Annotated in this window: 12 protein-coding genes; 3 read left to right on the forward strand and 9 right to left on the reverse strand. The window is 63.1% G+C overall.

Annotated elements, in window-relative coordinates; genetic code table 11:
- Positions 1-23: 23 nt before the first annotated feature.
- From era to AC5RTB_RS14560, 4 genes are read right to left on the reverse strand one after another with little or no spacing between them, the layout of a single operon-like run.
- Positions 24-953, reverse strand: a complete 930-nt coding sequence (era, locus tag AC5RTB_RS14545) for a GTPase Era (RefSeq protein ID WP_494061773.1) — start codon at positions 951-953, stop codon at positions 24-26.
- Entirely contained in the window at positions 950-2,269 is a 1,320-nt protein-coding gene (locus AC5RTB_RS14550) for a hemolysin family protein (RefSeq protein ID WP_494061774.1), read from the reverse strand. The genes era and AC5RTB_RS14550 overlap by 4 nt, the downstream gene beginning before the upstream one ends.
- Before the next feature lie 31 nt (positions 2,270-2,300).
- Positions 2,301-2,774, reverse strand: coding sequence for an rRNA maturation RNase YbeY (gene ybeY / locus AC5RTB_RS14555; protein ID WP_494061775.1), 474 nt, complete (start codon positions 2,772-2,774; stop codon positions 2,301-2,303).
- Entirely contained in the window at positions 2,764-3,810 is a 1,047-nt protein-coding gene (locus tag AC5RTB_RS14560) for a PhoH family protein (RefSeq protein WP_494061776.1), read from the reverse strand. The genes ybeY and AC5RTB_RS14560 overlap by 11 nt, the downstream gene beginning before the upstream one ends.
- A 378-nt stretch (positions 3,811-4,188) precedes the next feature.
- Here AC5RTB_RS14560 and AC5RTB_RS14565 point away from each other — a divergent pair, with 378 nt between their 5' ends.
- On the forward strand, positions 4,189-5,148 hold the full coding sequence (locus tag AC5RTB_RS14565) for a GerMN domain-containing protein (protein WP_494061777.1): 960 nt from the start codon (positions 4,189-4,191) through the stop codon (positions 5,146-5,148).
- A 40-nt stretch (positions 5,149-5,188) separates the two neighbouring features.
- Here the strand turns inward: AC5RTB_RS14565 and AC5RTB_RS14570 are convergent, their stop codons facing one another.
- The 3 genes from AC5RTB_RS14570 to hrcA all read right to left on the reverse strand — a co-directional run bounded on the left by AC5RTB_RS14570 (position 5,189) and on the right by hrcA (position 8,170).
- On the reverse strand, positions 5,189-5,944 hold the full coding sequence (locus tag AC5RTB_RS14570; protein ID WP_494061778.1) for a 16S rRNA (uracil(1498)-N(3))-methyltransferase: 756 nt from the start codon (positions 5,942-5,944) through the stop codon (positions 5,189-5,191).
- A 15-nt stretch (positions 5,945-5,959) separates the two neighbouring features.
- Complete coding sequence (gene dnaJ / locus AC5RTB_RS14575) at positions 5,960-7,087, reverse strand: molecular chaperone DnaJ (RefSeq protein ID WP_494061779.1); 1,128 nt, start codon at positions 7,085-7,087, stop codon at positions 5,960-5,962.
- Between the two features lie 66 nt (positions 7,088-7,153).
- A complete protein-coding gene (gene hrcA, locus AC5RTB_RS14580) occupies positions 7,154-8,170 on the reverse strand; it encodes a heat-inducible transcriptional repressor HrcA (protein WP_494061780.1) in 1,017 nt (338 codons plus the stop codon).
- Positions 8,171-8,314: 144 nt separating this feature from the next.
- Here hrcA and AC5RTB_RS14585 point away from each other — a divergent pair, with 144 nt between their 5' ends.
- Complete coding sequence (locus AC5RTB_RS14585; RefSeq protein WP_494061781.1) at positions 8,315-9,169, forward strand: DUF3097 domain-containing protein; 855 nt, start codon at positions 8,315-8,317, stop codon at positions 9,167-9,169.
- A gap of 113 nt (positions 9,170-9,282) precedes the next feature.
- A complete protein-coding gene (locus AC5RTB_RS14590) occupies positions 9,283-9,714 on the forward strand; it encodes a DUF4870 domain-containing protein (protein ID WP_494061782.1) in 432 nt (143 codons plus the stop codon).
- Between the two features lie 4 nt (positions 9,715-9,718).
- On the opposite strand, the gene hemW is transcribed toward AC5RTB_RS14590, so the two are convergent.
- Together hemW and lepA are read right to left on the reverse strand one after the other, a co-directional pair.
- Positions 9,719-10,948 carry a radical SAM family heme chaperone HemW gene (gene hemW / locus AC5RTB_RS14595; RefSeq protein WP_494061783.1) on the reverse strand — a complete coding sequence of 410 codons (1,230 nt, stop codon included), beginning with the start codon at positions 10,946-10,948 and terminating at the stop codon, positions 9,719-9,721.
- 27 nt (positions 10,949-10,975) lie between these two features.
- Positions 10,976-12,829 carry a translation elongation factor 4 gene (gene lepA, locus AC5RTB_RS14600; protein WP_494061784.1) on the reverse strand — a complete coding sequence of 618 codons (1,854 nt, stop codon included), beginning with the start codon at positions 12,827-12,829 and terminating at the stop codon, positions 10,976-10,978.
- Positions 12,830-12,957 lie beyond the last annotated feature (128 nt).

Here is a 12,957-nt window from a genome sequence, read left to right on the forward strand (position 1 = left end):
GGACCGCGAGCGGCCCTGCAGCGCTAGAATCCGAGCTTCACGAGCTGCCTGGGATCACGCTGCCAGTCCTTCGCTATCTTGACGTGAAGGTCGAGGTAGACCTTCGTCCCCAGCAGGGCTTCGATCCCCTTCCTCGCCACGGTGCCCACCTCACGCAGACGCGCACCGCCCTTGCCGATAATGATGGCCTTTTGCGACGAACGCTCGACGTAGAGATTGACCCGGACGTCGAGCAGCGGGTTGCCTTCCGGACGGCCTTCGCGCGGGACGATTTCCTCCACGACAACAGCCAGGGAATGAGGGAGTTCGTCCCGAACCCCCTCGAGGGCAGCTTCCCGCACCAGTTCGGCGACCATGACGGCCTCAGGCTCATCGGTCAGCTCACCGTCGGGATACAGCGGAGGAGATTCCGGCATATGGGAAGCAAAGACGTCCGCCACTGTAGTCACCTGGTAGCCGTCCACCGCGGAAACAGGCACGACGTCGGCCCACCCCTCTTCTCCCAGCACTTCCCGCCCCAGTTCGGTCACTGCGAGCAGCTGACGCGCCAGCGCCTCTTTGCTGACGAGGTCGGCCTTTGTGACCACTGCGATGATCGGTTTGCCCTTCAGCTGCGCCAGCTGTGCGGAGATGTAGCGGTCGCCCGGTCCGACCTGCTCGTTGGCGGGGAGGCAGAACCCGATGGCGTCCACCTCGGCGAGCGTGTCGGCAACGAGGTCGTTGAGGCGCTGGCCGAGCAGGGTGCGGGGCCTGTGCAGACCCGGCGTGTCGACGAGGATGAGCTGCGCGTCTTCACGGTGCACAATACCGCGGATGGTGTGCCGGGTCGTCTGGGGTTTGGCGGAGGTGATCGCCACTTTGTGTCCGACCAGCGCGTTGGTCAGCGTCGATTTTCCGGCGTTGGGCCGGCCGACCAGCGAGATGAAGCCCGCCCGGTACTGCTGGGTGCTCATTTGTTGTCCACCGTCTCCCTCGAATCTTCACTCACCTGGTCTGTGTGCACGTCTTCGTCCGAGGTCCGTTCGACCCTCCAGGCGAGGATGTGCGAGACGCGGTTGCGACGTCCTTCGACACGCTCTGCGCGAAGGACAATATCTCCGACCTGAACCTCGCTTCCGACAATCGGCACACGGCCGAGGGTTTTCGCGAGGAGGCCACCCACCGTGTCCACCTCGTCATCCTCGAGGTCCATGTCGAAGAGTTCGCCCAGGTCATCGATGCTCATCCGGGCGCTGACGCGGAAGCCGCCCTCGGGCAGCTGTTCCATCTCAGGAACTTCGGAGTCATACTCGTCGACGATCTCTCCGACTATTTCCTCGATCAGGTCCTCCAGCGTCACGAGGCCTGCGGTGCCGCCGTATTCGTCGATGACGATGGCAACGTGGGTGGATTCCCGTTGCAGTTCCTGGAGGAAATCCCCGACCGGCTTCGACTCGGGCACGTACCGGACGTCGCGGCTGACTCCATCGACAGCGTCGTGGTCACTGTTATTGTCTGCGTTCAGCACCGCGACGACGTCCTTCATGTACAGGATTCCCCGGACGTCGTCGGCGTTGTCTCCGATGACCGGGACGCGGGAATACCCGGAGCGGAGAAAGAGGGACATGGCCTGCCGGAGTGTGGATCCGGCCTCGATGGAGACCATGTCGGTGCGCGGGACCATCACGGACCGCACCTTGGTGTCTCCGAGCTCGAAAACCGAATGGATCAGCTCCGCTTCGCTGTCCTCGATCATTTCCGCCTCACTGGCCCGCGAGAGCAGCTCCCGGAATTCTTCCTCCGTGAAGAATGCTGCCTCGGCGCGGGCTGATCCGGGAGAAATAGCGCTTCCGACACCAACGAGCCAGCGCGGAATAGGCCCGAGGACGAAGCGCAGGACACCCACCATGCGCGCGGTGAGCGGGACCAGTGTGGCCGCGTGCGTTCGGCCGAGTTGACGGGGAGAGACCCCGACGAGAACAAAGCCGAGACCGGCCATCGTCACTGTGGCCAGCAGCCCTGCAATCCATATGTTGTCCAGTACATCGGCGAACAGGAGGGCAACTGCAACGGCTGCGGCCATTTCGAACCAGACGCGCCAGAAGCGCAGCGCATGCATATGCGCCACGGGGGATTCCAGGATGCGCCGGACCGGCTCGCCCATTGGCCCATGCAGATGCGCCTCGGCGTCCTGGCGTGGAAGAAAACTGAAGGCCGCCTCTGCAGCCGTTACCAGCGCGGCAATAAGTACGAAGACGATGGCCATCAGCGCCAAAAGGAATACGATCATGGGCTGGACTGCTCCACTGCTGGGAAGCTGGTCACTGGGTTGTTTCCATAGGAGCGGTGCCGCCGAGGAAATCGGCGAGGAGCTGGCGCTGAAGGCCAAACATTTCCTTCTCCTCCTCGGGCTCGGCATGATCGAAGCCCAGTAGGTGAAGCATGCCGTGAGTGGTGAGCAGGAGAAGCTCCTCGCCCATACTGTGCCCGGCGTTGGCGGCCTGGGTGCGGGCTACCTCGGGGCACAGGACAACATCACCGAGTATGCCCGAGGCAGTAGGACGAGCAGCCGTACCCGGCCGCAGCTCGTCCATCGGAAATGACAGGACGTCAGTGGGTCCCGGCTCGTCCATCCACTCTATGTGGAGCTTTTCCATGGCATCAACGTCCACCAGGATGATGGACAGCTCGGACTCCGGGTGCACATAGAGCCGTTCGAGCACGTGTCGGCCGAGCCGGACCAGCGACTCGTCGTCCACCGCGATACCGGACTCGTTGTTGACCTCAATGCTCATTGCGGCCCGTCTTCCCGGGGCTCCGGCGTCCGTTCATGGCAACCCGCTGGGATTCGTCCCATTTGCCGTAGGCGGACACGATGTCACCGACCAGGCGATGTCGTACGACGTCGGTGGCATCCAGTGTGGAGAAGGCGACGTCGTCGACACCCTGCAGGATCTCACTCACCACGCGCAGCCCGGAACTGGTCCCGCCCGGCAGGTCGACCTGGGTCACGTCACCGGTGACCACCATCCTCGAACCGAAGCCCAGCCGGGTGAGGAACATCTTCATCTGCTCGGGAGTGGTGTTCTGCGCTTCATCGAGGATGATGAACGCATCATTCAGGGTACGGCCGCGCATGTACGCAAGCGGAGCGACCTCGATCGTTCCGGCGGCCATCAGGCGCGGAATCGAATCGGGATCCATCATGTCGTGAAGGGCGTCGTAGAGCGGACGCAGGTACGGATCGATCTTGTCGTTCAGAGTTCCGGGGAGGAAGCCCAAGCGCTCCCCTGCCTCGACCGCCGGCCGAGTGAGGATGATCCGGTTAACTTCCTTGTGCTGGAGAGCCTGAACCGCCTTCGCCATTGCCAGGTAGGTTTTGCCGGTTCCAGCCGGGCCGATGCCGAAGACGATGGTATGCGCATCAATCGCTTCAACATAGTTCTTTTGGTTGACCGTCTTCGGGCGGATGGTACGGCCGCGCGAAGAGAGGATATTCATCGACAGGACATCGGCCGGCTTCGCAGCACCCTGCGTCTTGAGCATGAAAAGGAGCTGCTCCAACACCTGCGCTGTCACCGGTGTCTGTGTGGCCGCGAGGGTCCGGATCTCGCTGATCAGACGCTCAGTGCGCCCAACGTCCGTCGCGGGACCGGTGATGGAGAGGTCATTGCCGCGTACGTGAAGGCTGACGCCCGGGAAAGCACCCTCGATCATGGCAAGAGCCTCGTCATTTGCGCCGAGAGCCTGCACCATCTGGTCGGCTGAATCGAACTCGATGACCCGGCTGTCCAGGCCTGCTGCCCCCATACCCACTGCAGAATCCGTCATATTATCGGCCCGTGGGCCTTCCATCTCTCCTCGTGCCGCCGGAATTTCCGGTTATGTCCTGATCCAGGCCTTTGAAGAAGCCTTCTACTAGCGTACCGCCGCAGGCCAGCTACTGCTCGCATGGAATGTGCGGACCAACGACTCCGACCGGCTGGGCGGACAAAATGTCTCAGGAACGCAACGGCCCGATATCAATCACGTCTCAGTCGTGCGGCGATTGAGGAAAACCAGCCGGTAGCTGACACTTCCTATGCCAAGCTGAATTACTACTGCGCATGGCAGCTCCGGCTTCCGGTGTCATCATCCCTGATGTTGACATTTCAGCCGGTGCTGATAGCGAGCGGATCGACATTGATAAATGAGAGGAGATGGAAAAGCATGGCCGCCATCCCTCTTTTCGTACCTCCGAAGGGCCGCCGCTGGAAGGTGTCCATACTTCTCGCGAGCGCGCTCGGGCTACAGGCCTGCACCATCGGAGGGCCGGCCGAGTCCAACACGGAGATCGCGCCTCAGGCAGAAGTGCTGCTGGAGTCGGCGGCGAGTATGCCTGAGCTCGCTTTGCGAAGCCCCGAAGCCACAGACGCGGCCTCCCTGCTTCCGGTCTACTGGCTGGGTGAGGCGAGCGGACTCCTCTACCGCGAGTTCCTGCCCGCCGAATCGACAGGAGACCCGATTGCCGCTGCCGTCTGGGCGATGACCAGTGCTGAGCCTCTCGATGACGACTACTACAGCCCCTGGCAGAACGCCTCCGCGGTTAACACCTCGATCTCGCCGGACAACGTGATCACAGTCGACATTTCCTCCGATTCATTCGCCACAGGGGTTGACGCGGAGACTGCTGCGCGGGCAGTGCAGCAGCTGGTGTATACCGCGACGGCCGCAGCCGCCAACTCCGGCCTGATCGCGAGCGGAAGTCCGAGCAGTGTGCGCCTGCTGGTGGACGGCAAGGCGGGCTACGAAGCTTTCGGACATATCGCGTTGGGTTCCCTTCTGCGGCGGGACGTCAGCGCAGTTGCACCCGTCTGGATCATTAACCCGCAGGACAGCTCGGTCCGCACCGATCGGACTGTGATCATTCAGGGCAGCACAACGACGACGGACACAAGCCTTGAATGGAGGGTCCGACGCGTCGACGGGGGCGGTGTGCCTGCTGAGAATGTTGTGAACGGAACCGTTCCGGTCGAGGTGGGAACAGGCACGGTAGGGCTGTATGAATTCAGTGTGGCCCTGGAGCAGGGAACCTACCTCGTTGAGGTTTACGAGGCCTCGGAGACAGATCCCGGATCAGGGCCTGCCGCCGACGACATCGCCGATGACAAGCTGGTCAGCATCCGCTGATTTGCTGCTGTCAGCACCCAGCTATCCTAGGTGCGAGGAGCTACCAGCGGCCCGAGAGCTGGTTGAGCACGGCAAGCGCCGCCGGCCCGGCCGTCGAGGCGCGCAGGACATTGTTTCCGAGCTGCACCGGCAAGGCTCCGTGGCCGGCAAGCAGTTCGACTTCCTGCGGGCTCACTCCCCCTTCCGGCCCCACAATGACGGCCAGCGTTCCTGTTCTGCCTCCCGGCTCGCGGTTCCAGAAGCCCGCGAGGGATTCCTGTGCTTCCTCGTGCAGCAGGACGGGATGCTCTACGCCGTCAAGCCAACGCCCGAGTCCCCGGCTGTCCAGCACATCGAGGACGTCCGGCACTCTGGTGCGCCGACTCTGTTTCGAAGCGGTGCGGACCAGGGACTCCCACTTAGCGCGGCCCTTTACGGCTTTATCGGCACGCCACCGCACAATGCTGCGATCCGCTTGCCAGGGCAGCACTGCGTCAACGCCGAGTTCGGTTGCCGCCTCGACCGCCAGTTCCGCGCGGTCCCCCTTCGCCAGCGCCTGCACCAGGACGATGCGGAATTCAGGAAGCGGATCGAAAGAGATCCTGTCGACCGTCATTACGACGGCAGCAGGTGTTGCATCGACGACGGTACAGCTCAGTCGATGTCCTCTACCGTCCACCACGTCGATTGTCTCGCCGGGCACCACACGCTTCACGGTCGCAGCGTGATGCGCTTCCCTACCTCGCAGCGTGATGCTGGCGCCCGCGACAGCGCCTTGAACGTCCTCGGGGTCGCCGAAGAAAGCCTGGTTGGTCATGGTCCGGGCTGCCGGTCAGAGATTTCCGAGGCGCTCACGCAACCGGGCGAAGACCCCTGATCCGCTGCTGGCCAGCTGACCTTCGGTGAACTGCTCGCCGCGCATTTCCGCCAGACGTCGAAGGAGCTCCTCCTGGGCGCTGTCGAGGTTGCGGGGAGTTTCGACGCTCAGGTGTACGAGGAGATCTCCCCTGCCATATCCGCGCAGATGCGTGACTCCAAGACCCTTGAGTGCGATGACTTCACCGGACTGGGTACCCGGCTTGATCATGAGTTCCTGGTCGCCGTCGAAGCTGGTCATGGTCACGGTGGTGCCAAGAGCTGCCGCGGTCATGGGCACGCTCAGAGTGGCGTGAAGATCGTCGCCCTCCCGCAGGAAGGTCGGGTCGCTGTTGACCCGGATCTCGACGTACAGGTCCCCCTGGGGACCGCCCGCAATGCCTGCCTCGCCCTGACCGGACAGCTGGATTCGCGTACCCGTCGATACACCGGCAGGCACCTTGATAGTCAGGCTGCGGCGGGATCGTATCCGGCCGTCCCCGTTGCACTCATTACAGGGGTGCGGGATCACGGTTCCGTACCCCTGGCAGGTGCCGCAGGTTGCGGTCGTCATAACCTGGCCCAGGATGGACCGGACCGCACGCTGGACCTGGCCGGATCCACCGCAGATATCGCAGGTTCTCGGTGACGTCCCGGGCTGGGTGCAGGATCCGTCACAGGTGGGGCATACTGCCGCGGAGTCCACCTCGATCTTCTTGTTGGAGCCGAACACCGCATCCTTCAGATCGATACGGACCGCGATGAGGGCATCCTGGCCGCGCTGGGTACGCGACGGCGGACCGCTGGGACCGCCTCCACCGAAGAAGGTCTCGAAGATGTCGTGGAAGGCGAAGCCGGGGCCGGCGTAGCCGCCGCCGAACCCGTTATCGGTGCCGTTTTCGTTTCCAGTGGTGTCATAGACACGCCGCTTCTGCGGATCCGAAAGCACCTCGTACGCGCGGGTAACCAGCTTGAACTCCTCAGCCGCTTCAGGGCCGACGTTGACGTCCGGGTGGAGTTTGCGGGCGAGTTTGCGGTACGCCTTCTTTATTTCTTCGCCGCTGGCATCGCGTGCAACGCCAAGGACATCGTAGTGATTACTCACTCCTGCACATCACTTCCTGTTATCTCACCGCGTAAGCGGCTGCTGTTCATGGGATCCGTCATCCGGTCACGATTCATCGAGGATGCGGGAAAGGTAACGGGCTACCGCCCTGACGGCAGCCATGGTGGTGGGGTAATCCATTCTGGTGGGTCCGAGAACCCCCACCTTCGCCAGCGCGTCCGGTCCGTATCCGGTGACAATCACGGACGCCTCTGCGAGACCGCCGTAAGGGTTTTCCCGGCCGATGCGGACCGAGACGCCAAGCGCGTCCTGCTCCATCTCCGAAAGCAGACGAAGCATGACTACCTGTTCTTCAAGCGCTTCCAGAACGGGGCCGATGGTGAGGGGAAAGTCTAGCGTCGAACGGGCAAGGTTGGCTGTGCCGGCCAACACAATGCGGTCCTCGCGGTTGGCGGCCGACAACTGTTCGAGACCATGTGCGAGTGCCTGGCCCAACGGCTGCAGCGCCGGGGGAAGCTCCGCAGCGCACGCGCCGAGTTCCTGCGGCACCGACGGCAGCCGCACGCCAGACACCTTCTCAAGGAAGCGCTGACGCAGCTCGGCAAGTGCAGTCTCGTTCGCGTCGGCGGGAACGGGGACCACCCGCTGCTGTACCGCACCGTTAGTGGAGATGAGCACCACGAGGACGCGGGCCGGTGCAAGCAGGACGAACTCGATGTGGCGGACGGACGCTGCACCCAGGTGCGGGTACTGCACCACGGCGACCTGGTTGGTGAGCTGCGCCAGCAATCGAACCGTGCGTTCCAGGACGTCGTCGAGATCTTCGGCGCCTTCCAGGAGCGCCCGGATGGCCCGCTTCTCCGGTGCCGACAGCGGCTTCACCTCGGCGATCCGGTCTACGAACAGGCGGTAACCCTTGTCTGTGGGGATACGGCCGGAACTGGTATGCGGGGCGGTAATAAGGCCTTCTTCTTCCAGAAGCGCCATGTCATTGCGGATAGTCGCCGAGGACACACCCAGCTTGTGGCGTTCAACCAGAGCCTTGGACCCCACCGGCTCACGGGAATGGACGTAATCCTCAACGATGGCTCGCAGCACTTCAAGCCGCCTGGGCTCACTCATGTTCACCTCCGATGTACTTCGCTGCCCGCTTCTTGAGTTAGCACTCAACACGCCTAAGTGCCAAGTCTAATACGTCTGAGGCGATTGTTAGCATTGGCTCTGCCTGCACCGACGGCAGGGATTTGCGGAAGCGAGAGAAGTCACATGTCGTATCACCAGTGGGGCGCACAGGATCTCTCCCAGCCCCGACGCGCCGTAATCGAAAAGATCGAGGCCCGCCCCGGCGTCGTTCTTGAAGACGTCCAAAGCGGGTTCGTGGGCGAGATTCTACGGACCGAGAAGTCGGGCGGGATGCACGTCATGATATTGGAGGACCGCCGCGGCAAGCGCCGCACGTTTCCGCTCGGCTTCGGTTTCCACTACGAGGGTTCACCGGTTGAGCTGGTTGCTGCGCTGAAGCACGCGGCGGTACCGCAACAACGGACTGCTTCAGGTTCCGTCCGTGTTGCGGGCCAGCGGGCGCGCACGGCACGGGCGAGCAGGATCTGGGTTGAAGGCCGCCACGACGCCGAACTCGTGGAGAAAGTATGGGGCGACGATCTGCGCGTCGAGGGCATCGTCGTCGAACCTTTGCACGGTGTCGATGATCTTGCGGGCGCGGTGCGTGACTTCGCACCATCCAGCGACCGCCGCCTGGGAATCCTAGTGGACCACCTTCTGCCGGGTACCAAGGAAGCCCGGATAGCGGCCCAAGCCATGAAGGTGCAGGGTGCTGCGCACAACGTGCTGATCGTAGGGCACCCCTACGTCGACGTCTGGCAGGCCGTGAAACCGAGGGCGCTCGGACTCGAGGCGTGGCCGGTCATTCCCCGCGGGGAGGACTGGAAGACAGGGATACTGACCCGCCTGGGCTGGCCGCACTCCACCCAGGCAGATGTTGCCGCCGGCTGGAAGCGCATCCTTGGCGGTGTCACTACCTATGCTGATCTCGAACCGTCGTTGCTGGCCCGCGTCGAGGAAGTCATCGATTTCCTGACCATACCGGGATCAGACGCGTAGCACCGGGCTCCTGCAGGAGTGGACGACGCCGGGCATCCAGTCCACCAAGTACCCTTATGGAGTAAGTTCTGCGCGAACGCGCGGTGAAGTCCCACAGTTTGAAGGAAGTTCCGTTGTCTAACAGCGCAGACCGGCACAGTGACGCGTCGTCACGCCCTGCACCCCCGGACAATGTCCCCGCATTCCAGGGTGCCAGTCCCAGCGCTCCACCGCTGACTCCGTCGGAGGACCGTCAGTGGGCAACGCTCGCCCATTTCCTCGGAATCCTGGGCTTCGTCCCGTCACTGATCATTTTCCTGATTTACCGGGACCGCGGACCCTTCACCGAACAGGAATCGAAGGAAGCGTTCAACTTCACTTTCCCGCCGAGCATCGCTGCGGCAGTCTGCCTGCTGTTGTCTCTGCTACCCGGAATCGGCGGGATTTTCGCGGTCCTCAATGCCCTCATCTGGGTGACCCTTGCGGCCTTCGCCGTTGCGGCAGGAATCCATGTGAACCGCGGCCGGCCGTACCGGTACCCGTTCAACCTGCGGATCTTCCACTAGGAGATCAGTCGGGCAGAAGTCGGCGAACGACGGCGTCAGCAAGCAGCCGCCCCCGCCCACTCAGGCGCACAATCCCCTTGAATGCCGCGGTGGGCTCGATCAGCCCGTCGGCAATCAATCCGGCGACTGCGCGGCGTCCCGCGGCGTGCAGTTCGGTTGTTGGATACCCCTCGGCCAGCCTGCTGCGCAGGAGGACATCCTCGACATAGCGCGAGTTGTCATCCAGTGTTTCCCTCCCGGCCGCGGGGGAAGCGCCTGCGCCCAGACGCTGGGCGTAGGCAGATGGATGCTTGACGTTCCACCAGCGCGTTCCGCCTACGTGAGAATGGGCCCCAGGACCGGCACCCCACCAGTCGTGCCCCTTCCAGTAGGCGATATTGTGGCGGCACCGATCCGCTTCGGTACGCGCCCAGTTGCTTACTTCATACCAGGACATCCCAGCGGACTGGAGCATCTTTTCGGCGAGTTCGTACTTGTCGGCGTGGTCATCGTCGTCGACCATTGGAACCTCACCGCGCCGCATCCGCCTCGCCAGCGCCGTGCCGTCTTCAATGATGAGAGCGTATGCGGACAGGTGATCGGGCTCGAGCGCCAGCGCGGCTTCGAGGGACGTCTGCCAGTCCTGAAGCTCCTCGCCGGGCGTGCCGTAGATCAGGTCAAGGCTCACCTTCAGTCCCGCAGCGCGCGCCCACTCGACCGCAAGTGGAACCCGCGCCGGTGAGTGGGTACGGTCCAGTACGGCCAGCACGTGCGGCACGGCGGACTGCATGCCGAAAGACACCCGGGTGAACCCGGCGCGTGCCAGTTCATCGAGCGATTCGGGAGAGACCGAGTCGGGATTCGCTTCGGTGGTCACCTCGGCTCCGGGCGCCAGGCCCCAAACGTCCCCGGCGGTCTGCAGCACCTGCGCCAGATCCCGCGACGGCAGGAGCGTGGGCGTCCCCCCACCGAAGAACACCGTGGTCAGCGGACGCTCGGCGACTCCGGAGGCTGCCAGCGCCCCGGCAGCGAAGGTAAGCTCCCGCTGAACGGAGAGTGCATAGTTGGCCTGCGACGCTCCGCCGCCAAGCTCGGCCGCTGTGTACGTGTTGAAATCGCAGTAACCGCAGCGGACAGCGCAGAAGGGGATGTGCACGTACAGCCCGAAGTCGCGATCGATCGCACCGGCCGCCGCCGTCGGAGGCAGCACGCCATCGGACGGAGCGGGGTCACCGAGCGGTAGTGCGCTAGGCATGGTTGCCCTCCCGGCGGAGTACTACAGTCACTTCTTGGCTTTGTCCTTGGACTCGTCCGACGACAGAGCGGCGATGAACGCTTCCTGGGGAACCTCCACTCGGCCCACCATCTTCATGCGCTTCTTGCCTTCCTTCTGCTTTTCGAGCAGCTTGCGCTTCCGGGTGATGTCACCGCCGTAGCACTTGGCGAGCACATCCTTGCGGATAGCCCGGATGTTTTCCCTCGCGATAATGCGCGCGCCGATGGCGGCCTGAATGGGGACCTCAAACTGCTGCCGTGGAATCAGTTCGCGCAGCTTTCCGGTCATCATGACGCCATAGGCATACGCCTTGTCACGGTGCGTGATTGCGGAGAAGGCATCGACCTGCTCTCCCTGGAGCATGATGTCGACCTTGACCAGATCGGCTACCTGATCGCCGTCGGCCTTCCAGTCCAGCGATGCGTACCCGCGGGTCCTGGATTTGAGCATGTCGAAGAAGTCGAAGACGATCTCGGCCAGCGGGAGCCGGTACCGTATCTCCACCCGATCCTCCGAAAGGTAGTCCATTCCGCCCATGACACCGCGCCGACTCTGACACAACTCCATGATGGTGCCGACGAACTCGTTGGGTGCGAGGATTGTGGCAGAAACCATCGGTTCGCGAACCTCCGCGATCTTGCCGACGGGGTATTCGCTCGGGTTGGTGACGTGAACGACGTTCTTGTCCTCGAGAGTCACTTCATACTCGACGTTCGGCGCAGTGGAGATCAGGCTCAGGTTGTATTCACGTTCGAGGCGCTCTCGGGTGATCTCCAGGTGGAGCAGACCGAGGAAACCCACGCGGAAACCGAATCCAAGCGCGGCAGAGGTCTCCGGCTCATACACGAGCGCGGCATCGTTGAGCATTAGCTTCTCCAGCGCATCACGAAGCACCGGATAGTCCGCGCCGTCCAGAGGATATAGACCGGAGAAGACCATCGGTTTTGGATCCGCATAGCCGCTCAGCGACGACGCTGCAGGCTTTGCCAGATTGGTGACGGTATCGCCGACTTTGGACTGCCGGACGTCCTTGACCCCGGTGATGAGGTAGCCCACTTCGCCCACGCCCAGCCCCTTGGACGGTGTGGGTTCGGGTGAACTGACACCAATCTCGAGGAGTTCATGGCTGGCACGGGTTGACATCATCTGGATGCGCTCACGCGGGCTCAGGTGACCGTCAACCACGCGGACATAGGTCACGACACCACGGTAGGTGTCGTAAACCGAGTCGAAGATCATGGCCCGGGCCGGCGCATTGGCGTCGCCCACGGGTGAGGGGAGGTCACGGACAATCTTGTCGAGGAGCGCTTCGACTCCGACGCCCGTCTTTCCTGAAACCAGCAGAACGTCCTCGGGCCTGCCGCCGATCAGGCTCGCCAGCTCTGCCGCGTACTTCTCGGGCTGGGCCGCCGGCAGGTCAATTTTGTTCAGCACCGGGATGATCGTGAGATCGTTTTCCATCGCGAGATAGAGGTTGGCCAGGGTTTGTGCCTCGATCCCCTGCGCGGCGTCGACCAGGAGGATTGCGCCCTCGCACGCCGCAAGCGATCGTGAGACCTCATAGGTGAAGTCCACGTGGCCGGGAGTGTCGATCATGTTGAGGGCATAGCTGACGCCCTCAAGTTCCCACGGGAGCCTTACGGCCTGTGACTTGATGGTGATTCCGCGCTCGCGCTCAATGTCCATGCGGTCCAGGTACTGGGCCTTCATGTCCCGCTGCTCCACCACGCCGGTGAGTTGGAGCATACGATCGGCCAGCGTGGATTTGCCATGGTCGATATGGGCGATGATGCAGAAGTTCCTGATGATCGCGGGATCCGTGGCAGCGGGCACCGGAGCGGTGCGGGCCATGGGTGACACTCGGTACCTCTTACTTTGGGGACTTCGGGATGTCCGCGGAGGACGACGACGCCGGCGCCGCGGACCGCGCGGAAATGTGCAGATCCCATTGTCCCATGGGTATGTCTCGAGCCTGCAATCTGGCGGGT

This window comes from Arthrobacter sp. M71 S08 (assembly GCF_059089725.1).

Bases quoted from the DNA above. Each gene is read 5' to 3' on its own strand.
- hrcA (WP_494061780.1), bottom strand. From the start codon at position 8,170: ATGAGTGAGCCCAGGCGGCTTGAAGTGCTGCGAGCCATCGTTGAGGAT.
- AC5RTB_RS14585 (WP_494061781.1), top strand. From the start codon at position 8,315: ATGTCGTATCACCAGTGGGGCGCACAGGATCTCTCCCAGCCCCGACGC.
- hemW (WP_494061783.1), bottom strand. From the start codon at position 10,948: ATGCCTAGCGCACTACCGCTCGGTGACCCCGCTCCGTCCGATGGCGTG.
- era (WP_494061773.1), bottom strand. From the start codon at position 953: ATGAGCACCCAGCAGTACCGGGCGGGCTTCATCTCGCTGGTCGGCCGG.
- AC5RTB_RS14565 (WP_494061777.1), top strand. From the start codon at position 4,189: ATGGCCGCCATCCCTCTTTTCGTACCTCCGAAGGGCCGCCGCTGGAAG.
- AC5RTB_RS14560 (WP_494061776.1), bottom strand. From the start codon at position 3,810: ATGACGGATTCTGCAGTGGGTATGGGGGCAGCAGGCCTGGACAGCCGG.
- AC5RTB_RS14570 (WP_494061778.1), bottom strand. From the start codon at position 5,944: ATGACCAACCAGGCTTTCTTCGGCGACCCCGAGGACGTTCAAGGCGCT.
- ybeY (WP_494061775.1), bottom strand. From the start codon at position 2,774: ATGAGCATTGAGGTCAACAACGAGTCCGGTATCGCGGTGGACGACGAG.
- AC5RTB_RS14550 (WP_494061774.1), bottom strand. From the start codon at position 2,269: ATGATCGTATTCCTTTTGGCGCTGATGGCCATCGTCTTCGTACTTATT.